The organism is Limnohabitans sp. TS-CS-82 (assembly GCF_002943475.1).
Genome location: NZ_PTQX01000012.1, coordinates 93286 through 116737 on the forward strand (window position 1 = coordinate 93286; position 23452 = coordinate 116737).

The window sequence follows — 23452 nt, forward strand, 5'->3', positions numbered from 1 at the left end:
GTCGCACTTGCTAAGTTTGGATTATACCCAAAACGGTGGCCTTAGATTGGCCGCAGGCGCATCAATCTTGGCTTTCGACCAGTTTTTGCGGGATCAGGCCTAGTTGCTTGCGCCGCTCAAACAGGGCTTTGTAGCGCAGCATGGCCGTTGGGTCGGCGGCGGCTTCGGCGATGGCCTCTTTCATTTGCGCGTCCAGGCTTTCAAACAAAATTTTGTTCAAGATACCGCGCAGCTCTAGGCCGGCTTCTTTGTGTTGTTGCTCGGGCGTCAGGCTCTCGGGCATGGGCTTGCCTTCGTCGTCCATGAGTGGGGTGAAGGCGGTGGCCATGACGCGCAGGGCGAGGTCTTCTGATTCATGCTCGCGCAGGCCTTCGCGCAATGCGCCCCAAGCTTGGTTGCCGTGTTCGTGGTGTTGGTGGTCCAGCCACACAAACAGCGGGCCGTGGGGTGGGGCGAGTTCGCATAAGAGGTTGTGGTCTTCTGTGGAGAGGTCGTCCCACAAGTCCATGTGCGAAAGCAGCACCCGTGCAGCGTGGTCGGCGCGGCCTTGTGGAATCAGGCGTGTGCCACGCTTGTAGGTTTTGGGCGCGTAGGGTTCACGGGGTTTGAATTTGGATGATTTTTTAAATTCGCCCGTGCGTGTAGGCGCAGCAGCAGGGGCCGCGGGCATCCACAGGTCCTGCAGCTCGTGGTTGCCTAGATCGGCCAGCTCGGCGATTTCGCTGAGCAACTGACGCTTCAACGCACCATCAGGCAAGGCCATCCACATGGGCTTGGCATTGCTGGCCATGTGGGCGCGGCCTTCAGCCGTGTGCAGGTCGCAGCCTTCGCGGGCCACTTCGATGAGAAAGCGGCTCAGGGGCATGGCTTCGGTCACGCAGTGGGCAAAGGCTTCTTTGCCAAACTCGCGGATGTAGCTGTCGGGGTCGTGCTCGGCAGGTAAGAACAAAAACTTCACGCTGCGCACGTCGGTGGCGTAGGGCAGGGCGCCATCCAGCGCTTTGCGCGCGGCACGGCGACCTGCGCCATCACCGTCAAAGCTGAACACCACGTTGTCGGTGAAGCGAAAAAGTTTTTGCACATGGTCCGTGGTGCATGCCGTGCCTAGTGTGGCCACCGCATTGGGAAAGCCCAGCTGCGCCAAGGCCACCACGTCCATATAGCCTTCGGTCACCAGCACATAGCCGGCATCGCGCAGCGCGTTGCGGGCTTCAAACAAGCCGTACAACTCGCGACCTTTGCTGAACACGGGGGTTTCTGGCGAGTTCAAATATTTGGGCGTGCCCTCAAACAACACGCGGCCACCAAAGCCAATGCACTCGCCCTTGACGTTGCGGATGGGGAACATCACGCGATCGCGGAAACGGTCGTAGCGTTTTTCTTCTTCACCGTCTTCTTGGTTCACGATGACCAAGCCGCTCTCTGCCAGAAGCGGGTCTTGGTAATCGGGGAACACGCTGGCCAAGCTTCGCCAACCTTCGGGGGCGTAGCCCAGGCCAAACTGTTTGGCAATTTCGCCGCTCAGGCCGCGGCCTTTGAAATACTCAATCGCTTTCGGTGAGTTGCGCAAATGTTTGCGGAACGATTCGCCTGCTTTTTCCAGCACGTCGGTGAGGGTGGCTTGCTTTTGGCGTTGCTCGGCAGCGCGGGCGCGGTCTTGCGGCGACGCATCGTCTTCTGGCACTTGCATGCCGATGTTTTGCGCCAAGTCCTTCACCGCTTCGACGAAGGTCATGCCCGCATGCTCCATCAAGAAGCCAATGGCATTGCCATTCTTGCCGCAACCAAAGCAATGGAAAAACTGTTTGGCAGGGCTGACCGAAAACGACGGTGACTTCTCGCCGTGGAACGGGCACAGCCCCATGAAATTGGCCCCGCCTTTTTTGAGCTGCACATAGCGGCCCACCACCTCGACAACGTCGACGCGGGCTAAAAGCTCTTGAATGAAGGACTGGGGGATGGCCATAGGTGAAAAGGTACAGCCTGATTTTAGGCGTCGCCCTTTGCGGCGCGCGCTTGGTGCAGTTTCTTGTAGCTGTCGATGAGGCGGTGGTGTCTATCCAGTCCTTCGAGCTTCATACTTGTGGGGGTGAGCCCGTAGAAACGCAGGCTGCCATCGACAGAGCCCATGACAGCGTTCATTCGTTCGTTGCCAAACATCCGGCGGAAATTCACGTCGTAGTCTTCCAGTTCTAGGTCTGGATCAAGCATCACTTCCAGCACCACGTTCAAGGCTTGGTAAAACAAACCGCGATCGACCGTGTTGTCGTTGTATTGAAGAAAAGCGCTCACAAGTTCTTGGGCTTCTTCATGGTGCTTCAAGGCCAATTGAATCAAGAGCTTCAGCTCCAGCACTGTCAGTTGTCCCCAGACGGTGTTTTCATCAAATTCGATGCCAATCAACGTGGCAATGTCAGAGTAGTCGTCCAACTCGTTGTTCTCTAAGCGTTCCAGTAGCGCAGACAAGCGGGCATCGTCCAAGCGATGCAAGTTGAGGATGTCTTCGCGAAACAGCAGCGCTTTGTTGGTGTTGTCCCAAATCAAATCTTCAACGGGGTACACCTCTGAGTAGCCGGGCACCAAAATTCGGCAGGCCATGGCACCCAACTGGTCATGTACCGCGGTGTAGACCTCTTTGCCGAGGTCTTTGAGAATGCCAAACAAGGTGGCGGCTTCTTGCGAGTTGGAGTTTTCACCTTGGCCAGAGAAGTCCCATTCCACAAATTCGTAGTCAGCTTTGGCGCTGAAAAAGCGCCACGACACGATACCGCTGGAGTCAATGAAATGCTCTACAAAGTTGTTGGGTTCGGTGACGGCGTTGCTTTCGAATGTGGGCGCAGGCAAGTCGTTCAGGCCTTCAAAGCTGCGGCCTTGCAGCAGTTCGGTGAGGCTGCGCTCTAACGCCACTTCAAAACTGGGGTGCGCGCCGAACGAGGCGAACACACCGCCAGTGCGCGGGTTCATCAACGTCACGCACATCACAGGATAGGTGCCACCCAATGACGCGTCTTTCACCAGCACAGGAAAGCCTTGTTCTTCCAAACCTTGAATGCCCGCCAGGATGCTGGGGTATTTGGCCAACACGTCTTTAGGCACGTCGGGTAAACAGATTTCGCCTTCGATGATGTCGCGTTTGACGGCGCGTTCGAAAATTTCAGACAGGCATTGCACTTGCGCTTCGGCCAGTGTGTTGCCGGCGCTCATGCCGTTGCTGACGAACAAGTTTTCGATCAGGTTGGAAGGGAAGTAAACCACCTCGCCATCCGATTCGCGTACATAAGGCAGTGCGCAGATGCCACGCTGCGCATTGCCAGAGTTGGTGTCGATGAGGTGCGAGCCACGCAACTCACCATCGGGGTTGTAGATGTTGAGGCAGTACGCATCCAAAATTTCCTTGGGCAGCGCATCTTTCTTGCCAGGCTTGAACCAACGCTCATTTGGGTAGTGCACAAACGCCGCGTTGGCGATGTCTTCGCCCCAAAAAGCACCGGCGTAGAAATGGTTGTTGCTCAAACGCTCGATGTATTCGCCCAAGGCTGAGGCTAGCGCGCTTTCTTTGGTTGAGCCCTTGCCATTGGTGAAACACATGGGCGAATGGGCGTCGCGGATGTGGAGCGACCACACATGGGGAATGATGTTGCGCCACGAGGCAATTTCAATCTTGATGCCTAGATTAGCCAAGAGGCTCGACATGTTGGCGATGGTTTGCTCTAGCGGTAAATCCTTGCCCACGATGTAGGTGCTGGTGTCTGCGCTGGGTTGGAGGGTGAGCAGCGACTGGGCATCGGCATCTAAGTTCTCCACTTCTTCGATGACAAACTCGGGGCCTGCTTGCACCACTTTTTTGACAGTGCAGCGCTCAATCGAATTCAAAATACCGCGGCGGTCGACCTCCTGAATATCGGATGGCAACTCCACCTGAATTTTGAAAATCTGTTGGTAGCGGTTCTCTGGGTCAACGATGTTGTTTTGCGAGAGACGGATGTTTTCGGTGGGGATGTTGCGTGTGACGCAATACAGCTTCACAAAGTAGGCTGCACACAAAGCCGACGAGGCTAGAAAATAATCGAAAGGGCCAGGGGCTGAGCCATCGCCTTTGTAACGGATGGGCTGGTCAGCGACGACGGTGAAATCATCGAACTTGGCTTCTAGGCGAAGCTTGTCGAGAAAGTTGACCTTGATTTCCATGGGCGATATTTAAAAACAGGACTCAAAACAAAGTGGTCGCCAGGATGGCGACCACGTGAGTACCCAGTATATAAAGCCCAGTTCGCGCTTATTTCGGTGCCAAACGAATCGCACCATCCAAACGAATCACTTCGCCGTTGAGCAAATCATTTTCAAAAATGTGCAAAGCGAGCTTGGCGTAGTCTTGCGGGGTGCCCAAGCGCGAAGGGAAGGGCACGCCAGCGGCCAGTGCGTCTTGCACTTCTTGGGGCATGCCAAACAGCATGGGCGTGCCCATGATGCCGGGGGCGATGGTCATGTTGCGAATGCCGTTGCGGGCCAGGTCGCGGGCGATGGGCAAGGTCATACCCACGATGCCACCTTTGGATGCGCTGTAAGCGGCTTGGCCAATTTGGCCGTCATACGCTGCCACAGACGCGGTAGAGATCAACACACCACGCTCGCCTGTGGCTTCGGGTTCGTTGCGGCACATGGCTTCAGAGGCCAAGCGGATCATGTTGAAGCTGCCAATCAGGTTGATGGTGATGGTTTTGCTGAACGAGGCCAGAGCATGCGCGCCGTTTTTGCCCACGGTTTTTTCGGCTGGAGCAATGCCCGCGCAGTTGACCAAGCCCATGAGCTTGCCCAATGACACGGCTTTGGCCACCACGGCTTGGCCGTCGGCCTCGTTGCTCACATCACATTTCACAAAGGCACCACCAATGTCTTTGGCCACGGCTTCGCCTTTCTCGGCTTGCATGTCAGCGATGACCACGATGCCGCCTTTCGCAGCGAGTGCACGTGCCGTGCCTTCGCCCAAGCCAGAGGCTGCGCCGGTGACGATGAAAACTTTGCCTTTGATGTCCATGAGGGTCTCCAGAATTTAAATGGTTGCTTTACGTTTACGTAAACGTCAATTATGCGGGATGCCAAAGGCTTCTGGCTGCTATCTAGGACAATCCCTAGTAGAGAGATTGACTGTTGAAAGTTTTTGCATGAATTTGCGTTTGTTAATGGCGCCGCCCGCTGCGCGTGCTTGGGTGTTGGCTTTGAGTTTGGCTGTATTGGCCAGCTGTTCTTCGCGTGGGCCTCTGGCGCCCATCGACAACGGTCCGTCAGAAACGCCCGTGACCAAGCGCGTGCCCAAGTTTGGCTTGGCCTTGGGCGGTGGCGCGGCGCGTGGCTTTGCACACGTGGGCGTGATTCAGGTGCTGGAAGAGGCGGGTATTAAGCCCGACTTGGTGGTGGGCACCTCGGCCGGCAGCGTGGTGGCGGCGTTTTATGCCAGTGGTAAAGACGGTGCGCAGCTGCAAAAAGCAGCAGAGACCATGGAAGAAGCCACCATCACCGACTGGACTGTGCCACTGCTTGGGCGCGGCATGATGCGTGGCGATGGCTTGGCCCGCTACATCAGCAAGCAAACGGGTGGCCGTCGCATTGAGGAGATGAAGATTCCACTGGGCATCGTGGCCACTGATTTGAAAACGGGCGAGGGCGTTTTGTTTCAGCGTGGCGATGTGGGCACGGCGGTGCGCGCGTCGAGTGCGGTGCCTTCGGTGTTTGAGCCGGTGCGCATTGGCAATCGAGAGTTTGTGGACGGTGGCTTGGTGTCACCTGTGCCTGTGCGTTATGCACGTCAGATGGGGGCCGAGTATGTGTTGGCCATCGACATTTCCAGTCCGCCTGAGTCCGGCAAAACGGGTGACATGTTTGACATCTTGATGCAGACCTTCACCATCATGGGCAAGAGCATCAACACCCTTGAGCTGCGTGATGCCGACCTTGTGGTGCGCCCCGCCTTGCACGATGTGGGCAGCGCTGACTTCAAAGCCCGTCGCCGCTCCATCGAAGCAGGTCGTGCCGCCATGCTGCAAGCCTTGCCCAAACTCAAAGCTGCTCTAGCAACGCCATAACAACAGGCGAAAAAAGGGGCCCGCCTTGCGGCGAGCCCTTGAAGGGATTCCTGCACCCTGAGGTGACGAAGAATCCGAGGAGACAATCGTTACAAATTAACGCTTCTTGGCAGCGCTTTTGGAAGCTTTCACAGCTGTTTCAGTGGCGGTTTGGATGTGTGACTCGGCCATGTCAGCAGCTTGCTTGACTGCTTTTTGCACAGATTCCACAGCGGTGTTGCTGGCAGTCACAGCTTGTTTGAAGAAAGCCACAGCTTGCTCCGAGCCAGCAGGTGCATTTTTCAAAGCAGATTCGATGTAAGCCTGAACAGCGTGTTGGCCTTCAGCAGCTTTGCCTTCGAGGCCTTTGGTGAATTCAGCGCCAGTGCCTTGAGCGATGTCATAGATGTGGCGGCTGTAAGCAGCAGACTTCTCAGCCAAAGGTTGCAAGAAGCTAGTTTGTAAAGCGATCAGTTCTTGCGCGTCTTTCACGCCCATCACAGCTTGTGCGTGAGCAGCAGACTCAGCCAAAGCGGCGCGGCCAGCAGTGAGGTTGAGTTCAACCATTTTTTCAACGCCAGCGAAGGCCTTGTTTGACAAACCAAACAGGTTGTCCAGGTTGGCTTTGTTGGTGGCGGCGATTTGTTCGACGTTGATCATGTGAATACTCCAGAAAGTTAAGTGAGCTTGCAAAAAATGTTGCGGTGCAGCATTGGGTTGAAGTTTAGGGTTATCCCGCAGCTTTGCAAGAGGGTTTGGGGCTTGGAAGGGCTGATTAGAGGTGAGGTTCTAAAACTGAAGGTTTTTGCAAATTGGTGACAATGCATCCCTGTTTCATGCGGTTTTCAAGGGTTATGCGCGCTTTTTATTCGGACCAATTCGTGTTGCCCTTGCCGCCTGGCCACCGTTTTCCCATGGCCAAGTACCGCTTGCTGCGCGAGCGTTTGGGCGCAGAACTACCCGAAGTCGAGTTGGCCGCAGCCGAGCCCGCGAGTGACGGCGAGCTGGCTTTGGTGCATGCACCCAGCTACATCCAGTCCGTGGTGCAAGGCACATTGAGCGAGGCTCAGCAAAAAGAAATTGGTTTTCCATGGACGCCCGCCATGGTTGAGCGCTCACGTCGCTCGGCAGGTGCCACGGTGATGGCTGCACGCACGGCCTTGTTTGGCGGGCAGGGGGTGTCGGCCAACTTGGCAGGGGGCACGCACCACGCGTATGCGGACAAGGGCAGTGGTTTTTGTGTGTTCAACGATGCAGCCGTGGCCACGCGCCTGATGCAAGCCGAGTGGGGGCGGGTGAACAAGCAGCCCTTGAAAGTCGCCATCATTGATTTGGATGTGCACCAAGGTAACGGCACAGCGCGCATCTTTGAGCGAGACGAGCAGGTGTTCACCCTGTCCATGCACGGGGCGCGTAACTTTCCGTTTGCCAAAGAAGCCAGCGATTTAGACATTGAGCTGCCCGATGGCTGTGCTGATGCAGCCTATTTAGAGGCGTTGGAACACGCCTTGGCTGAGCTAGAGGCTCGCTTTACGCCTGGGCTTGTGATTTACCTGGCGGGTGCTGACCCGCACGAGGGCGACCGTTTGGGGCGCTTGAGCCTGAGCTTTGATGGCCTAGAGGCCCGTGACCGCCGTGTGTTTGACTGGGCTTGGTCCAAGCGCATCCCCTTGGCTTTCTCGATGGCGGGGGGCTACGGCAAAGAAATGGCTGACACAGTGCAGGCGCAAGTCAACACCTACCGTGTCGCCTATGCGTACTGGCGACGCTGGCAAAATCTGAACCAAGACTCAAATCAAGCAAAGGAGACTCACCGATGACCGATTCCAATGTGGCCGCTGTTGACCACGCCATCACCTCACGCATGTCTGCACGCGCCTTCACGCAGCAAGCTGTGTCGCGTGAACTCATCACGGAAATTTTGCAAGTGGCCAGCCGCGCACCTTCGGGCACCAACACCCAGCCTTGGAAGGTCTATGTGTTGCAAGGCGCCACACGTGATGCCTTGGTTGACAAAGTGTGTGCCGCTCACGAAGCGATTCGTGCCAACCCCGAAGTGGCCCAGCAGTACACCGAGCAATACGACTATTACCCCGAAAAATGGGTCAGCCCCTTCATCGACCGCCGCCGTGAAAACGGCTGGAGTTTGTACGGCCTGCTGGGCATAGGCAAGGGCGACAAAGACCGCATGCATGAACAGCAGCAACGCAACTTCAAGTTCTTTGATGCACCTGTGGGCTTGATGTTCACCATCGACCCCATCATGGGTCGTGGCTCTTTGCTTGACTACGGCATGTTCATTCAAAACATCATGTTGGCTGCGCGTGCACGTGGTTTGCACACCTGCCCACAAGCCGCATGGAATGGTTTTCACAGCATCATCCTGCCGCACATCGGTGCGAGCGAGGGCGAAATGATGGTGTGCGGCATGTCCTTGGGCTATGCCGACGAGAGTGACAAAGTCAACACCTTGGTCACGCCCCGCGTGCCTGTGAATGAGTTCACCCACTGGGTGGCCTGAGTTTATTAAGTTAGTTTGCGATGATCATCACCAGCCTGCTCGACACCGACCTTTACAAATTCACCATGATGCAGGCCGTGCTGCATCAGTTCCCGAGTGCGCAGGTGTCGTACAAATTCAAGTGCCGCAACCCCGGCGTGGCACTGGCACCGTACGTGCAGGAAATTCGTGACGAAATTCGCTCGCTGTGCAGCTTGCAGTTCCAAGACGCCGAGTTGACTTGGCTGCGCAGCTTGCGTTTCATCAAGAGTGACTTTGTCGACTTCTTGGGGCTGTTTCGCCTGAATGAAAAATACATCCAGGTGAATGCACTCCCAAACGGTGAGATTGACATCAGCATTCAAGGCCCTTGGTTGCACACCATTCTGTTTGAGATTCCTGTGTTGGCCATCGTCAATGAGGTGTACTTTCGCAACACACAAACCGTGCCTGACTTCTTGGAGGGTCGCAAGCGCCTGGATCAAAAGATTGATGCCTTGCACGCCGAGCGTTTGAGCGATTTGAAAATTGCCGACTACGGCACACGTCGACGCTTTTCAAGGGCTTGGCACGAAGAGTTGCTGCGTGTGTTGACCTCCAAGCTGGGTACGGGCCCCTCTGGGCAGTTGGCGGGTACCAGCAATGCCTTGTTTGCGATGAAGCTCGGTCTCACGCCTTTGGGCACCATGGCGCATGAGTACTTGCAAGCCTGCCAAGCTTTGGGGCCACGCTTGCGTGACAGCCAAGTGTTTGGGTTTGAGACCTGGGCGCGTGAATACCGTGGCGACTTGGGCATTGCCCTGAGCGATGTGTATGGCATTGAGCCGTTCTTGCGCGACTTCGACATGTACTTTTGCAAACTGTTCGATGGCGCACGCCATGACAGTGGCGACCCCTTCACGTGGGGTGAACGCATGATTGCGCACTACCGCAACAACCGTGTGGATCCGCTGACCAAGACCTTGATTTTTTCTGACGGCTTGACGGTTGAAAAAATCATCGCCTTGTACCAACAGTTCCGTGGCCGTTGCCAATTGGCATTTGGTATCGGCACCAATTTGACCAATGACTTGGGCTACGAGCCTTTGCAAATCGTCATCAAGATGACGCAGTGCAATGGCCAGCCTGTGGCCAAACTGTCAGACACACCTGGCAAAGGGATGTGTGACGATGAAAACTATTTGGCGTATTTGCGTCAAGTGTTTGACATCGCACAACCTGCTTAATTTTGGAGCTTGTATGTTGACTGCTTTGGTTGTTATTTTTGTCTTGGCCTATGCTGCCATCGCGTTTGAGCATCCGCTCAAAATTAACAAATCTGCATCGGCTTTGGTGGGGGCAGGTTTGTTGTGGACCATCTATGCTGTGAACACAGGGGATGCCCATGTGGTGGGTGAGCACCTGAGCGAGTCGCTCATCAGCACGGCGCAGATCGTGTTCTTTTTGATGGGGGCCATGGCCATCGTTGAAGTGGTGGATGCGCACAATGGTTTTGAAGTCATCACCTCACGCATCAAAACCACGAAGCTCTCAAGCCTGATGTGGTTGGTGGGTTTTGTGACGTTTTTTCTGAGTGCCATTTTGGACAACCTCACCACGACCATCGTCATGGTGTCGTTGATGAAAAAGCTACTCGACAAACGTGAAGACCGTTTGTTCTTTGCCGGCATCATCATCATCGCGGCCAATGCGGGCGGTGCTTGGTCACCCATTGGTGATGTGACCACCACCATGCTTTGGATTGGCGGGCAAATTACCGCTTTGGAAATCATCAAAGGCTTGTTCTTGCCGTCATTGGTGAACTTGTTGGTGCCGTTGTTTGTGACCAGTTTTTTGCTCAAAGGAAAAGCTGTGGTACCCCCCGTGGCCAATGCGTCTGAGCAGTCATTGCACGTCACCACTGCGTTTGAACGCAACCTCATGTTTTTCTTAGGACTTGGGATTTTGGTCGCAGTGCCAGCTTTCAAGACGTGGACACACTTGCCGCCTTTCATGGGCGTGCTGTTTGGCTTGGGCGTTCTTTGGCTTGTGGGTGATTTGGTGCACCGCACAAAAGACCATGAAGACAAAGCGCATTTGTCGCTCACGCATGCACTCACACGCATTGACATGCCGTCCATTGTTTTCTTTATTGGCATCTTGTTGTCAGTCGCCACCTTGGAACACACCCATATCTTGTCTGACCTTGCCGCTTGGCTGGACCAATCGGTGGGGCGTCAAGATGTGATTGTGATGATCATCGGCGTGGTCAGTGCCATTGTTGATAACGTGCCACTGGTGGCTGCATCGATGGGCATGTACAGCCTCACGCAATACCCCGCTGATAGTTTCTTGTGGGAGTTCTTGGCTTACTGCGCAGGCACCGGTGGCTCGATTTTGATCATCGGTTCTGCCGCAGGCGTGGCAGCCATGGGATTGGAAAAAATTGATTTTGTTTGGTACGTTAAAAAAATCAGTGGGCTAGCTTTGATTGGCTACTTTTCTGGTGCTCTGGTCTACATCGTTGAGTACGCGCTCACGCATTAATTGAAAGTTGTCTATGAAACCCAAAATCATCGTTGCCCGTCCTATTTTTGAAGAGACGCTTGTTCGCTTGCGCGAGCATTTTGTTGTGACCGACAACCAAGCGGACACACCTTGGACCAAAGCTTCTTGGACGCAAGCGCTGTCCCAGCACGTGGGTGCACTCACTACCGGTTCTGACCCTGTGGATGCGGACGTTTTGAACGCTTGCCCCAACCTCAAAGCCGTGGCCAACATGGCCGTGGGTTACAACAACTTTGATGTGCCCTCCATGACGTCCCAAGGTGTGCAAGCCAGCAACACGCCCGATGTGCTGACTGAAACCACTGCCGACTTTGGCTTTGCGTTGTTGATGGCCACGGCGCGCCGCATCACCGAGAGCGAACACTACCTGCGCCGTGGCGAGTGGACGCAATGGCGCTACGACATGTTTGCGGGAGCCGAAGTGCACGGCAGCACCATTGGCATTTTGGGCATGGGCCGCATTGGCCAAGGCATTGCGCGCCGCGCCGCGCACGGCTTTGGCATGAAGGTGATTTATCACAACCGTTCACGCTTGAGCGCTGAGTCTGAAGCTGAATGCAAAGCCACGTATGTGAGCAAAGAAGAGTTGCTGAAAACCGCAGACCACGTGATGTTGGTGGTGCCCTACAGCGCCGCATCGCATCACACCATTGGTGCAGCGGAGTTGGCGCAGATGAAGCCCACAGCCACGCTCATCAACATCGCACGCGGTGGCATCGTGGACGATGCCGCTTTGGCTGTAGCCTTGCGCAACAAACAAATTGCAGCCGCTGGTTTGGATGTGTTTGAGGGCGAGCCCAAAGTTCACCCAGATTTGTTGACCGTGCCCAATGTGGTGCTCACGCCGCACATCGCCAGTGCATCGATTGCTACGCGTTTGGCCATGGCCAATTTGGCGGCAGACAACCTCATCAGCTATTTCACGCAAGGCAAATCGGTGACACCTTTGAACACGGTCACGGCATGATGGAAATTTGGATTGCGGTGGGTGTTGGCGCGCTCAACGCCTTGTTGTTGGTGCTGCTGTTGCGCCGTCCCAGCGGCAGCAACGAAGCCGCTGCTTCGGCTTTGCAGCAGAGCCTGCAAAGCATGCATGAAAAGTTGGAGCGCATCGAGCGCGAGCTGCGCACCGAAATTACCGAGTCTTCACGCGGTGGTCGTCAAGAGTTGACACAAAACCTCGCACTGTTTCAGCAAAGCCAAGTGCAGCAACTCACGCTGATGCAAAAAAGCATTGGCGACACGCTCAACCAGCAGTTGCAGCAGCTGCAAAAAAGCAATGCCGATAAGCTGGATGAAATGCGCCGCACGGTGGACGAGAAGCTGCAAACCACGTTGGAAAAACGTTTGTCTGAGAGCTTCAAACAAGTGGCGGAGCGACTGGAGCAAGTGCACAACGGCCTAGGCCAAATGCAAAAGCTGGCCGATGGTGTGGGTAGCTTGCAGCGCGTGCTGACCAACGTCAAAACACGCGGTATGTTTGGCGAGGTACAGCTCGAAGCCTTGCTCGAGCAAGTGCTCACGATTGAGCAATACGCTAAGCAAGTCGAAACCAAACCGCGCAGCAACCAGCGCGTGGACTTTGCCATTCGCTTTCCCGGTCGAGGCGGTGCAGACGGCGAGCCCGTGTGGCTGCCGATTGATGCCAAGTTTCCCCGCGAAGACTATGAGCGCTTGCTCGATGCGCAAGACCGCGCCGATGGTGTGGCTGCCGAGGTGGCGGCCAAAGCGTTGGAAGTGCGCATTCGTACCGAAGCCAAGAGCATTGCCGAGAGCTACTTGGCACCGCCGCACACCACCGACTTTGCGATTTTGTTTTTGCCCACAGAAGGCTTGTATGCCGAGGTGTTGCGTCGCCCCGGTTTGATGGACACCTTGCAGCGTGACTACCGCGTTACGCTCGCTGGCCCCACCACCTTGCTGGCCATGCTCAACAGCTTGCACATGGGCTTTCGCACATTGGCGCTGGAACAGCAAGCCTCTGAGGTGTGGAAAGTATTAGGCGCCGTCAAAACCGAGTTTGAGCGTTATGGCGATTGGGTGGAGAAGGTGCGCGAGCAAGTGCAAAAAGCGGCCGACACTTTGGACCGTGCCGATACGCGTAGTCGTCAAATGCGCCGTGCCTTGAAGAACGTCGAAGCTTTGCCCGAAGGTGAAGCGCAAGCCTTGTTGCCCAAGTTTGACGACGCCTTGGAAGAATCTGACGTGAAAGCGGACGCCAAAGTTTGAAACGTGAACTCACCAAGCTGATTGCAGGCCAGGTGTGCCTGCACGCTTGTATGGCGGGCATGCGCATGGCCGCCCCTTTGCTGGCTTTGCGCAATGGCCAAAGCGAAGCTGCCGTTGGCTTTTTGCTCGCCATGTTTGCCTTGACCCAAGTGTTCTTGGCCTTGCCCGCAGGCCGCTATGCGGACCTGCATGGTTTGAAACGTCCTGTGTTGTGGAGCGTGCTCATGGGGGCCATCGGTGCAGGCGCTGCCGCGGTATGGCCCGTCTTTCCTGTGTTGTGTTTCAGTGGTTTGATGACGGGCGGTGCCACGGGCATTGCCATCATTGCTTTGCAACGCCACGTGGGGCGTGCCGCGCAGGGCTTGGCGCAGATGAAGCAAGCGTTCAGTTGGCTGTCCATCGCGCCTGCATTTTCAAACTTCATTGGCCCATTCACCGCGGGTTTGTTGATTGACCATGCCGGCTTTCAGTGGGCATTTGCTGCGATGGCTTTGTTGCCTGTGATCGCGTGGTTGTGGATCCGCCAAGCGCATGAGTTGCCCAAGGTGGTGAAGCCCGAAGGGCATGAAAACAACAGCGCTTGGGATTTGTTGAACGACCCCATGTTTCGGCGCTTGCTGATGGTCAATTGGTTTTTGTCGGCATGTTGGGATGTGCACACCTTTGTCGTGCCTATCTTGGGTCACGAGCGCGGTCTGAGTGCTTCGGCGATTGGCACGATCTTGGGCGTATTTGCACTGGCTGCAGCTTTCATTCGCATGATGATGCCGTTCATCGCCGCACGTTTGCACGAGTGGCAAGTGGTCACGGGTGCGATGCTCATCACCTCGTTCATGTTGGCCGTCTACCCGTTTACCGAGACGGCTTGGTTGATGGGGGCATGCTCGGTGTTGGTGGGCTTGTCGTTGGGCGGTGTTCAACCCATGATCATGAGTACCTTGCACCAAATCACGCCAGAGCATCGGCATGGTGAGGCGCTGGGCCTTCGCTTGATGGGCATCAACGCATCGAGTGTGCTGATGCCCATGGTGTTTGGCGCAGCAGGCACCGTCATTGGCATCAGCGGGGTGTTTTGGTGTGTGTCAGCCGTGGTGGGCTTGGGCTCGCGCAGCGCGTATTTGCTCAGAGTTCATAAAAAGAGCGAATGAAGTTCCAAGCGTCGTCCACGCTGTCGACGTAGGTGAACAAGTCCAAGTCTTCCTCTGAAATCACGCCTTCTTCCACCAACACGTGGGGGTTGAACAAACGCTTCCAATATGCGCTGCCGAACAGCACGATGGGCACGGGCTTGGATTTTTTGCACTGCACCAGCGTGAGCGTTTCAAACAATTCGTCCAAGGTACCAAATCCGCCAGGGAATGCCACCAAGGCTTTGGCGCGCATCATGAAATGCATTTTGCGCAAGGCAAAGTAGTGGAACTTGAAGCTCAGGCCGGGCGTGATGTAAGGGTTGGGTGTTTGTTCGTGGGGTAGGGCGATGTTGAGCCCTACGCTGATGCCGCCCGCTTCTTGTGCGCCACGGTTGGCCGCCTCCATGATGCCAGGGCCACCGCCCGTGCAGATGAACAGCTTGCGTCCGTTGGTTTTGCCTTCACTGAATTTGGTGATGGTGTGGGCCAAGGCGCGTGATTGTTCGTAATAGCGCGCGTTGCGCACCAAGACTTCGGCTTTGGCAATCGCGGCTTCATCGCCGCTGGCGCGTGCTTGCATGAGTTGCAGGTGTGATGCTTCTTCGCTGCGAAAACGTGCGCTGCCAAAAATCACCACCGTATGCTCGATGCCGCGTTCGATGTGCGCCAAATCGGGCTTAAGAATTTCCATCTGAATGCGCAAGCCGCGCGTCTCGCGACGCAGCAAAAACTCGGGGTCGGCAAACGCCAATCGGTTCGACTCGGGCTTGAGGGAGTCGCCGTTGTCATAGTGCGCTTTGAGGGTTTCCCAAGCTTCGGCAAGGCGTCGGTCGTGAGGGTCTAGCATTCCATCCATGCAGTGATGTTACATGGCAGACATGACGGATACGTGGGCCATAAAAAAGGCTCCCGAAGGAGCCTTGATTGGCTAAACCGTTGAAGGCTTAGACGCGCTTGCGGTATTCGCCTGTGCGTGTGTCGACTTCGACTTTGTCGCCTTGGGCCACGAACAATGGCACAGCCACTTCGAAGCCTGTTGCGAGTTTGGCGGGCTTCAACACTTTGCCTGATGTGTCGCCTTTGACAGCTGGCTCAGTCCAAGTGATTTCGCGCACCACGTTGGTAGGCAATTCAACAGAAATAGCTTTCTCGTCGTAGAACACCACTTCGAGTTCCATGCCGTCTTCGAGGTAGTTCAGAGCGTCGCCCATGTTGCTGGCTTCGACTTCGTATTGGTTGAAGTCGGCGTCCATGCACACGTACATGGGGTCTGCAAAGTAAGAGTAGGTGCAATCCTTCTTGTCCAAGATGACTTGGTCCATCTTGTCGTCGGCCTTGAACACGACTTCGGTACCGAAGTTAGCGATCAAGCTTTTCAATTTCATGCGAACGGTGGAAGAGCCACGGCCGCCACGTTGGTATTCGGTGCGCAGGACAACCATGGGGTCCTTGCCGTGCATGATGACGTTGCCAACGCGGATTTCTTGTGCGGTTTTCATAGTGATGTGAAGTTTTCTAAGAGGGTTGTGGCCCAAGCAGCATTGGCTGCGACGGGGTTCGCAAAGCCGCTTATTTTAGCGTTTTTGGGCCACGAAACTGAGTAATAGGCTGGTGAGGTCGGTTTGGGCCAATAAACGCTGTTGCGTTTGATGGCCCCAAGCATGCCAATGGTCAATGGCGGTGCGGGATAGCGCAGGAAGTGGCCCTGTTTCTAAGCCGTTCCAAACCGCGTGAAATTTCCTTAAATCGGCAGGCATGTCCAGCGCTGCTTCAAAGGCTTGCAGCTTGTCGTGGTGAGCCAAATCGTCTTGCGGGTAGATGTGCCATGCAAACGGTTTGCCTGCCCACAGGGCGCGCACCAGCGAGTCTTCGCCACGCACAAAGTTGAAGTCGCAAGCCCACAGCAAGTGGTCAAAGTCTGTTTGGCTGAGGTAGGGCAGTTGGCTGATGTGTAGCAGGCCTGCGCCGCGGCTGGACATGTGCAGGGCCTGGGTGGCCGCTGCTACGGCCGCTCTGGGTCGACCTTGGGCTACAAGCAAACGGGCGGGGGTGGCTGCTTGGCTGAGTTGTTTTAGCAAATCGGGCAAGGCTGCGGGTTCGTAGCAAAACAGGCTGATGAGGCGCTCGTTGGCTGCGATGGGTTTGTCGAGTGGCAGGCCAGCTAGCCAGGCTGCGCGGTCAAACTTGGATTGCCGAGTTTGGCTTGTGGTCACGGTGCTGGGTGTGCCGCCACTGGGTGTCGTTGTTGCGGTGGGGGCTTCAAGCAAATTCGGCTCGCGCAACAAACCACCCGTGTCGGGCGTGAAGCCCGGATAGAAAAACCATTTGGTCATCCCGCGTGCAGGGCCGCTCATCACGGGTGAAGCCAAGCCGTGCGAGCGGGCCACGTAGCCCTCGGCGCTCAGGTATTCGAGGTTGACCCAGATGGGCAATCTGCCTTGTGCCATGAGTGCTTGAAACGCTTCGGGGAGTTCGCAGCCGAAGGCTTCGACCACCACATCGCCTATGTTGAACGTGCTATCTTGAGCCAGGGATTGCATGGCTGCATCATCAGGCCAAGCATGAACAGTGATACCCGCACAACCTTTCGGCGCCATCCAGGCGAGTGCTGAAGCGTCATCCACCCACAAGCGCACAGCGTGGCCGCGCTGCGCGAGATCAGCGCATAGCCGCCAACACACACCGAGGTCGCCGTGGTTGTCGATGACGCGACAAAAAATATCCCAACGCAGGCTGGGTGATGAAGGGGTATCGAATTTCACGCCTCAGATTGTCCACAATACAGGGATGGAAGAAAAAACCGCACCACGCCACCCACCCGAGCTGTTAGAGCTGGTGGCCAGCTTGCCTGCGCTGCCCGGTGTGTACCGCTACTTTGATGCGCAAGAGCAAGTGCTGTACGTGGGCAAGGCCATCAACCTGAAAAAGCGGGTGTCGAGCTATTTCCAAAAAGACCACGGTGGCACACGCATTGGCCACATGGTGACCAAGATTGTGCGTATGGAAACCACGGTGGTGCGCTCGGAGGCCGAGGCGCTGCTGCTGGAAAACAACCTCATCAAAACGCTCAAGCCCAAGTACAACATCTTGTTTCGGGATGACAAGAGCTATCCGTATTTGAAGATGACGCGTGGTGTGGCAGTCAAGATAGACGAGCCGCCTAAGCCAAGCGTCAACCCCAGCCCCCAACAAGTGCCACGCGTGGTGTATTACCGAGGCGCGGTAGACAAACGCCACGATTACTTTGGCCCATACCCCAGCGTGTGGGCGGTGCGCGAGGCCATTCAGCTGCTGCAAAAAGTGTTTCGCTTGCGCACCTGCGAAGACACGGTGTTCAACAACCGCACGCGTCCGTGTTTGCTGTTTCAAATCAAGCGTTGCTCGGGGCCGTGTGTGGGGCTGATTTCTGTGCCCGATTACCAGCGCGATGTGGACAGCGCCATGCGCTTATTGCGCGGCGAAACCCAAGAGGTGATGGGCAGCATCGAAGCACGGATGATGGCGCACGCCGAGAGGCTGGAGTTTGAACAAGCCGCAGAGCTGCGCAACCAAATGAGTGCGCTCTCCAAAGTGCTGCATCAACAAGCGGTGGACACCGTGGGCGACCAAGACGTGGACATCCTCGCCGTCAAAGTTCAAGGTGGCAAAGCTTGTGTCAACTTGGCCATGGTGCGTGGTGGCCGCCACTTGGGTGACCGGCCTTACTTCCCTGTGCATGTGGACGATGCTGAGCCCACCGAGGTGCTGGAGGCGTTTTTGAGTCAGCACTATTTGGATGTGCCAGTACCGCCCGCGCTCATCACCAGCCACGCGGTGGACAAAGAATTGCTGCAAGCGTTGACCGAGCAAACCGGCGTGAAGATTACTGCCGTGCACAACCCACGCGAGCAACGCCGCGTATGGCTAGAAATGGCGCAACAAAACGCAGATATTCAACTGGCCCGTTTGCTGGCTGAAGAGGGCTCGCAACAAGCGCGCACGCGTGCTCTGGTAGACGCGCTTGATTTAGCGCCTGAAGATTTAGAACAGTTCCGTGTGGAGTGCTTTGACATTTCGCACACCTCGGGCGAGTCCACGCAGGCGTCGTGCGTGGTGTTTCATCACCACAAAATGCAAAGCGCCGAATACCGCCGTTACAACATCGATGGCATCACGGGTGGTGACGACTACGCCGCCATGCGCCAAGTGCTGGTGCGTCGCTACAGCAAGCTGGCGGAGGCCGTGCGTGCGGGCGAGGGTAAGCTGCCCGACCTCGTGCTCATTGACGGCGGCAAAGGCCAAGTGTCGATGGCGCGTGAGGTGTTTGAGTCGCTCGGGCTTGACCTCTCTCGCATCGTGGGCGTGGAAAAAGGCGAGGGCCGCAAAGTGGGCCTAGAAGAGTTGGTGTTTGCCGATGGTCGCGAGAAGGTGTACCTCGGCCGTGACTCAGCTGCGTTGATGCTGGTGGCGCAAATTCGCGACGAGGCCCACCGCTTTGCCATCACCGGCATGCGTGCCGCACGCGCCAAAGTGCGTGTGGGTGGCAGCAAGCTCGAAGAAATTCCAGGTGTTGGGCCAAAGAAACGCGCCAAGTTGCTGCAGCGCTTTGGCGGAGCACGCGGCGTGGGCGATGCCAGCGTGGCTGACCTGTGTACCGTGGAAGGTATTTCGGAAGAGTTGGCGCAAACGATTTACAACGCGCTGCGCTAGTCACTAGCTTTAGGCTTTGACGACTTCCAGCAAACGATCCAAGCCACCTTCGTTGATAGCCACCATGGCTTGCTCACGCACCTTGGGTTTGGCGTGGTACGCCACCGACAAACCCGCTTCGCCCATCATCAGCAAATCGTTCGCGCCATCGCCCATGGCAATGGCTTGTTTGGGACTGATGCCCATTTGCGCGCAGATGTGCAGCAGCATCTTGCGCTTTTCTGCGCCGTCACAAATATCGCCCCAGTCTTGCGTGACCACATCACCTGTGAGGTGGCCGTTGTCAATCGCCAGCACGTTGCTGCGGGCGTAGTCGATGTTGAGCATCTCGCACACACGGTCGGCAAAGAAGGTAAAGCCGCCGCTGACCAACAACACTTTCATGCCGTGGGCTTTGCAGGTGTCTACCAATGTTTTAGCGCCTGGGTTCAAGCGCAGGCGCTGTTCAAACACCTCGTTCAAGGCGGTTTCGGGTACGCCTTTGAGCAGCGCCACACGGCGGCGCAAGCTGTCTTTGAAATCGGTAATTTCACCGCGCATTGCTGCCTCGGTGATAGCCGCCACCTCGGCCTTACGGCCTGCAGCATCTGCGATCTCGTCAATGCACTCGATGTTGATGAGCGTCGAGTCCATGTCAAACGCGATGAGTTTGAAGTCTTGGAGTTTCAGGGGGGCGGTGAAGCCTTGGATGGCAAGGTCGGGGGCGAATTCGGTTGCAGAAGTCATGGGGTGTGATTATCGGGTTACCGAATGATGGGTAATTTGGTAGCTCTTGAATGAAATAAGGTGATAATTTTTGCATACATATGTTGCATATGCGTTTACTGCAGATAGAGCCAAACTAAGGAAGGTTTTCATGAATATTTGTTTGTCGCAGCACTCTTTCCATGAGTGGAGGATGTGTGATGAATGAAAAAAAAGTTGTGCTTGTTCTCAGCAAAGACGGTATTTGGGAAGATAAAACGGACGAAATTCTTGAGTGCCTTTTTGCTCCGAATGGCGTTCGCATTCATATTCGGTTCAAGAGTAATCCAGAGAAGATTTTTCCGTACTCTCAAGAGCGGGTGCGTCAGTTGGAGGATCCCATTACGACTCACAATCCAGCCGAAGTTCAACTTCGCGTTAGAGGTAAGATTCTTTTGGGTGTTGAGAGCATTACCAAATATGTTGATTTTTATCTTGTGACATCGCACGGAAAACGCAGGCCATATAACGTTTCAGATGTGGATGTTGAACGCAATATTGCAGTTGATCCAGCCTGCAAGACTGCACTAGATTACTTTCGTTCAATTACGGAAGTAGTTGGCGTTCAAAATAATGAAGATCAATCTCTCTTAAGCAAACAGTTTGGTTTTTTATCTCAAGTTTCTGATGCCAGCGTTCTCGCCAAATATTTGACACCAGATGCTGCATTAAAGGCGTTAGAGTCACCTGAGGTATTAATTTATCCGTTCGGCACGAACGTCAGTCAGAAGGTCGCTGTTGAGAAGGCATTTCAATCACAAGTTGTTCTTGTTCAAGGGCCGCCAGGCACAGGTAAAACGCAAACCATTCTAAATGTGATTGCAAATGCAATTCGTTTGGGTCAAACAGTGGCGGTTGTTTCTAACAATAATGCGGCGACTCAAAATGTTGCAGAAAAACTTGAGAAGCATGGGTTAGGTTTTTTGCTTGCCCCCCTCGGACGGAGAGCAAATAAAGATTTATTTATTGAACGGCAAAGTGCATATCCAGACTGGATTTACCAACCACGTAATGAGGGGAGCAGTCTCTGTGAGCTTGAGGCACACCTCAAGTTATTGACAATTTCCCTTGATCGATTGATTCAGGCAAACAATGAGCGTGCGATGCTTGTTGGGAAGATCTCTCAAACTCGGGCAGAGTTTGAGCTTCACAAAAGATTGCAAGAAACAAAGCCATCAGAGATGGCTTTCAGCTTATCTCGAAAATTGTCAGCACATGATTTGTTGAACTTGCTTGTCGAAGTCGAAGAAGTCGACTGGCGTGTGCAAATAAATTTTTTCCGTTTAGTAAAAGAAATTTTTATCTATGGAATACGGGGGCGAAAAAGACGACGTCAGCTCTTCTCTGAAGGTGCGATGGTTTTACGCAGTCTTTACTACCAGACGTATTTGTCAGAGTTGCAGGAGCAATTGTCACAAGTGGAGAGTGTTCTGAATGAGAATAACTTTCTAACTGTGCAGCAAGAGGTTCAAGAAACGTCATGGAAGTTGTTGCGGGAAATCGTTGCTAAGAGGTTTTGTCATCAAGCGGAACGAACGAAATTTACAAGCCGCGAGTTGTGGTCTAAGTACGATACTTTCTTAAAAGAATATCCTGTTGTCTTCAGTACAACACATTCAATAAAAACTTCTTTATCACCAGATTGCCTTTATGACCTCATTATTCTTGATGAATCGTCACAGGTTGATGTTGCAACTGGTACTCTTGCCTTGTCGTGTGCGAAACGTGCGGTCATCGTCGGTGATGAAAAACAGCTGCCGAATGTCATTTCTTCCAACATAAAACAACGAACTTTGGATGTTTGGAATAAGTATGACTTGAGTTGCCAAGCGTGGAATTACGCAAATCAAAGCTTGCTTTCTTCTGCAAAAGCAATGTGGCCTCAGGCGCCTAATGTTTTGCTGAAAGAGCATTACCGTTGTCATCCGAAGATTGCTGGATTCTTCAATCAGAAGTTTTATGACAACCAACTCATTGTTATGACAAAAGATGAGGGTGAGTCAGATGTAATGCAGGTGATTTTTACTCCATTAGGCAATCATGCACGGGTACGCATCAATCAACGTCAGGCAGAAGTTATCCAGCAAGAAATACAGCCAGACTTGCTTCGAAAAGGAGTGACTGATGTCGGGGTTATTGCGCCATATCGAGATCAAGTGGCTATGCTCAAACAAACCTTAGGTTCTGAAGTCGAGGTTGATACAGTGCATGGCTTCCAAGGTCGAGAGAAGCAAGCCATCATCATGTCTACAGTCGACAATGAAATTGGCGAGTTTGTCGATGATCCGCAAATGCTGAACGTCGCAGTGTCTAGAGCGCAAAGAAGCTTCACGGTCATCATGTCTAACGAACGCGATAACTTCGATACAAATTTTGGGGATCTTGTTCGCTATATTCGTTACCAAAATCAATTAGTCAAACATTCTGAAGTTCGTTCAGTGTTTGATTTGCTCTATAAAGATTACGCTGAGGTTCGTAAACAATTTTTGGATGATCACGGTCGTACATCCGAGTGGGACTCCGAGAGTCTTGCTGAAGCCGTTGTTAAACATGTCTTAGCAAAACCCGATTTTTCAAAAATGAGTCTTTCTTGTATGAGGCATGCGCCGCTTGCATGGCTGATTGGTGATGCCTCCAAGTTAAATGAACGTGAGCGGGAATTTGCTCGCCATCCTTGGGCGCATGTTGATTTGTTGGTGTACGACACTATCGGAAAATTACCAATTCTAGGAGTCGAAGTTGATGGGTGGAAATTCCATCGACCAGGAACGATTCAATCAGAGCGAGATAAGGTGAAAAACACAGTTCTTAAACACATCGATTTGTCTTTGGTTAGGCTTTCAACGACGGGTAGCAACGAAGAGGTGGTTATTGAAAATGCGCTCAGAGAAATTGTTCATTCGGGCGTGCCACGTACGAAGGTGACCGTTGAGAGTAATTAACTTTTTAAATAAATCTGATCGGACCAAGTAGCCAACCAATAAGGCTTGAACGCCACAAAGATGGCGCATATCATGCCCGTGATGAACGCGTCACCCCAGGCCATGAGCCAAAACGCGATGACGGACAAGCCGCTGCTCACATTGGGTAGTTCGTGCCCTGTCCACTGGGCCAAGAGGCTGGCTGCAAAGATGCACAGCACCGAGCACAAAAAGCCTCGGCCCAGCACATACACAAACGGGTGGTGCGTCACCCAGCGGCGCAACGCTGCGCCCAACAGCAGAGCAAAGGTGGCGGGTAGCAAGCCTTGCCAAACGATGAGGGCGGTCGCGGTGTCTACCGAGGTGGCCGATATCAAGGTGGTGATGATGCCCACCGCCACGAGGGCCAGCACAGCCAAGGGCCAACCCAGCATGAGTGTGACCAGTGGTGCACCCGACCAATGCAGCTGCAGCGGCATGTGGTGCAAGCTGGGCAAGGCCCACAGCCACGGCAGCAGCACCAAGGTGGCCAGCAAGGGCGTGAGCAGTTCAGTGCCCACCAGCATGCGCCAAGGTTTGAGCCACAGCGATGCACACAGGCAAGCCAAGATGACAGCGATTTCAAAGTCCATG

The 23452-nt window shown here is 54.5% G+C and carries 19 protein-coding genes; 10 read left to right on the forward strand and 9 right to left on the reverse strand.

Annotated elements, in window-relative coordinates; all coding sequences use genetic code 11:
* Nucleotides 1-61: 61 nt before the first annotated feature.
* The 3 genes from dnaG to C5F52_RS20855 form a co-directional block, all read right to left on the reverse strand.
* On the reverse strand, nucleotides 62-1966 hold the full coding sequence (gene dnaG / locus C5F52_RS20845; RefSeq protein WP_104800280.1) for a DNA primase: 1905 nt from the start codon (nucleotides 1964-1966) through the stop codon (nucleotides 62-64).
* Between the two features lie 23 nt (nucleotides 1967-1989).
* Nucleotides 1990-4188: an OsmC domain/YcaO domain-containing protein gene (locus C5F52_RS20850; protein WP_104800281.1), complete on the reverse strand. Its 2199-nt coding sequence runs from the start codon at nucleotides 4186-4188 to the stop codon at nucleotides 1990-1992.
* An 88-nt stretch (nucleotides 4189-4276) separates the two neighbouring features.
* Nucleotides 4277-5035, reverse strand: a complete 759-nt coding sequence (locus tag C5F52_RS20855; protein WP_104800282.1) for a 3-hydroxyacyl-CoA dehydrogenase — start codon at nucleotides 5033-5035, stop codon at nucleotides 4277-4279.
* A 127-nt stretch (nucleotides 5036-5162) separates the two neighbouring features.
* Between C5F52_RS20855 and C5F52_RS20860 the strand changes: the two genes are divergently transcribed.
* The gene (locus C5F52_RS20860; protein ID WP_236657949.1) at nucleotides 5163-6080 is read left to right on the forward strand and encodes a patatin-like phospholipase family protein; all 918 of its coding nucleotides are present in this window, start codon (nucleotides 5163-5165) and stop codon (nucleotides 6078-6080) included.
* 96 nt (nucleotides 6081-6176) lie between these two features.
* Here C5F52_RS20860 and C5F52_RS20865 read toward each other — a convergent pair whose 3' ends face one another.
* Complete coding sequence (locus C5F52_RS20865; RefSeq protein WP_104800283.1) at nucleotides 6177-6719, reverse strand: phasin family protein; 543 nt, start codon at nucleotides 6717-6719, stop codon at nucleotides 6177-6179.
* A 194-nt stretch (nucleotides 6720-6913) separates the two neighbouring features.
* Here C5F52_RS20865 and C5F52_RS20870 point away from each other — a divergent pair, with 194 nt between their 5' ends.
* From C5F52_RS20870 to C5F52_RS20900, 7 genes are read left to right on the forward strand one after another with little or no spacing between them, the layout of a single operon-like run.
* Nucleotides 6914-7879 (forward strand): histone deacetylase, encoded by a 966-nt coding sequence (locus tag C5F52_RS20870; protein ID WP_104800284.1) that lies wholly within the window; start codon nucleotides 6914-6916, stop codon nucleotides 7877-7879.
* The gene (locus C5F52_RS20875) at nucleotides 7876-8580 is read left to right on the forward strand and encodes a nitroreductase (protein WP_104800285.1); all 705 of its coding nucleotides are present in this window, start codon (nucleotides 7876-7878) and stop codon (nucleotides 8578-8580) included. Before C5F52_RS20870 ends, C5F52_RS20875 begins: the two co-directional genes overlap by 4 nt.
* A 20-nt stretch (nucleotides 8581-8600) precedes the next feature.
* A complete protein-coding gene (pncB, locus tag C5F52_RS20880; protein WP_104800286.1) occupies nucleotides 8601-9785 on the forward strand; it encodes a nicotinate phosphoribosyltransferase in 1185 nt (394 codons plus the stop codon).
* 13 nt (nucleotides 9786-9798) lie between these two features.
* On the forward strand, nucleotides 9799-11085 hold the full coding sequence (gene nhaD / locus C5F52_RS20885; RefSeq protein ID WP_104800287.1) for a sodium:proton antiporter NhaD: 1287 nt from the start codon (nucleotides 9799-9801) through the stop codon (nucleotides 11083-11085).
* A 13-nt stretch (nucleotides 11086-11098) separates the two neighbouring features.
* On the forward strand, nucleotides 11099-12073 hold the full coding sequence (locus C5F52_RS20890) for a D-glycerate dehydrogenase (protein WP_104800288.1): 975 nt from the start codon (nucleotides 11099-11101) through the stop codon (nucleotides 12071-12073).
* On the forward strand, nucleotides 12073-13335 hold the full coding sequence (locus C5F52_RS20895; protein WP_104800289.1) for a DNA recombination protein RmuC: 1263 nt from the start codon (nucleotides 12073-12075) through the stop codon (nucleotides 13333-13335). Before C5F52_RS20890 ends, C5F52_RS20895 begins: the two co-directional genes overlap by 1 nt.
* A complete protein-coding gene (locus C5F52_RS20900; protein ID WP_104800290.1) occupies nucleotides 13332-14483 on the forward strand; it encodes an MFS transporter in 1152 nt (383 codons plus the stop codon). Before C5F52_RS20895 ends, C5F52_RS20900 begins: the two co-directional genes overlap by 4 nt.
* On the opposite strand, the gene C5F52_RS20905 is transcribed toward C5F52_RS20900, so the two are convergent.
* The 3 genes from C5F52_RS20905 to earP all read right to left on the reverse strand — a co-directional run bounded on the left by C5F52_RS20905 (nucleotide 14458) and on the right by earP (nucleotide 17227).
* Nucleotides 14458-15321, reverse strand: a complete 864-nt coding sequence (locus tag C5F52_RS20905) for a TIGR00730 family Rossman fold protein (RefSeq protein ID WP_104800291.1) — start codon at nucleotides 15319-15321, stop codon at nucleotides 14458-14460. The two genes, C5F52_RS20900 and C5F52_RS20905, sit on opposite strands and share 26 nt — an antisense overlap.
* 88 nt (nucleotides 15322-15409) lie before the next feature.
* A complete protein-coding gene (efp, locus tag C5F52_RS20910) occupies nucleotides 15410-15964 on the reverse strand; it encodes an elongation factor P (protein WP_104800292.1) in 555 nt (184 codons plus the stop codon).
* 75 nt (nucleotides 15965-16039) lie between these two features.
* A complete protein-coding gene (gene earP / locus C5F52_RS20915) occupies nucleotides 16040-17227 on the reverse strand; it encodes an elongation factor P maturation arginine rhamnosyltransferase EarP (protein ID WP_236657950.1) in 1188 nt (395 codons plus the stop codon).
* A gap of 25 nt (nucleotides 17228-17252) precedes the next feature.
* Here earP and uvrC point away from each other — a divergent pair, with 25 nt between their 5' ends.
* A complete protein-coding gene (uvrC, locus tag C5F52_RS20920; RefSeq protein WP_104800293.1) occupies nucleotides 17253-19154 on the forward strand; it encodes an excinuclease ABC subunit UvrC in 1902 nt (633 codons plus the stop codon).
* Nucleotides 19155-19163: 9 nt separating this feature from the next.
* Here the strand turns inward: uvrC and serB are convergent, their stop codons facing one another.
* A complete protein-coding gene (gene serB / locus C5F52_RS20925; RefSeq protein WP_104800294.1) occupies nucleotides 19164-19880 on the reverse strand; it encodes a phosphoserine phosphatase SerB in 717 nt (238 codons plus the stop codon).
* Between the two features lie 179 nt (nucleotides 19881-20059).
* Between serB and C5F52_RS20930 the strand changes: the two genes are divergently transcribed.
* A complete protein-coding gene (locus C5F52_RS20930) occupies nucleotides 20060-22840 on the forward strand; it encodes a DEAD/DEAH box helicase (protein ID WP_161499744.1) in 2781 nt (926 codons plus the stop codon).
* Here C5F52_RS20930 and C5F52_RS20935 read toward each other — a convergent pair.
* Nucleotides 22837-23451: a hypothetical protein gene (locus C5F52_RS20935; RefSeq protein ID WP_104800296.1), complete on the reverse strand. Its 615-nt coding sequence runs from the start codon at nucleotides 23449-23451 to the stop codon at nucleotides 22837-22839. The genes C5F52_RS20930 and C5F52_RS20935 overlap by 4 nt on opposite strands.
* Nucleotide 23452 lies beyond the last annotated feature (1 nt).

Coding starts and splice junctions, on each gene's coding strand:
- dnaG (WP_104800280.1), bottom strand. CDS start 1,966: ATGGCCATCCCCCAGTCCTTCATTCAAGAGCTTTTAGCCCGCGTCGAC.
- C5F52_RS20855 (WP_104800282.1), bottom strand. CDS start 5,035: ATGGACATCAAAGGCAAAGTTTTCATCGTCACCGGCGCAGCCTCTGGC.
- nhaD (WP_104800287.1), top strand. CDS start 9,799: ATGTTGACTGCTTTGGTTGTTATTTTTGTCTTGGCCTATGCTGCCATC.
- C5F52_RS20870 (WP_104800284.1), top strand. CDS start 6,914: ATGCGCGCTTTTTATTCGGACCAATTCGTGTTGCCCTTGCCGCCTGGC.
- C5F52_RS20865 (WP_104800283.1), bottom strand. CDS start 6,719: ATGATCAACGTCGAACAAATCGCCGCCACCAACAAAGCCAACCTGGAC.
- pncB (WP_104800286.1), top strand. CDS start 8,601: ATGATCATCACCAGCCTGCTCGACACCGACCTTTACAAATTCACCATG.
- C5F52_RS20890 (WP_104800288.1), top strand. CDS start 11,099: ATGAAACCCAAAATCATCGTTGCCCGTCCTATTTTTGAAGAGACGCTT.
- efp (WP_104800292.1), bottom strand. CDS start 15,964: ATGAAAACCGCACAAGAAATCCGCGTTGGCAACGTCATCATGCACGGC.
- serB (WP_104800294.1), bottom strand. CDS start 19,880: ATGACTTCTGCAACCGAATTCGCCCCCGACCTTGCCATCCAAGGCTTC.
- C5F52_RS20935 (WP_104800296.1), bottom strand. CDS start 23,451: ATGGACTTTGAAATCGCTGTCATCTTGGCTTGCCTGTGTGCATCGCTG.
- C5F52_RS20895 (WP_104800289.1), top strand. CDS start 12,073: ATGGAAATTTGGATTGCGGTGGGTGTTGGCGCGCTCAACGCCTTGTTG.
- C5F52_RS20875 (WP_104800285.1), top strand. CDS start 7,876: ATGACCGATTCCAATGTGGCCGCTGTTGACCACGCCATCACCTCACGC.
- C5F52_RS20850 (WP_104800281.1), bottom strand. CDS start 4,188: ATGGAAATCAAGGTCAACTTTCTCGACAAGCTTCGCCTAGAAGCCAAG.
- C5F52_RS20930 (WP_161499744.1), top strand. CDS start 20,060: ATGAATGAAAAAAAAGTTGTGCTTGTTCTCAGCAAAGACGGTATTTGG.
- C5F52_RS20905 (WP_104800291.1), bottom strand. CDS start 15,321: ATGGATGGAATGCTAGACCCTCACGACCGACGCCTTGCCGAAGCTTGG.
- uvrC (WP_104800293.1), top strand. CDS start 17,253: ATGGAAGAAAAAACCGCACCACGCCACCCACCCGAGCTGTTAGAGCTG.
- C5F52_RS20860 (WP_236657949.1), top strand. CDS start 5,163: ATGAATTTGCGTTTGTTAATGGCGCCGCCCGCTGCGCGTGCTTGGGTG.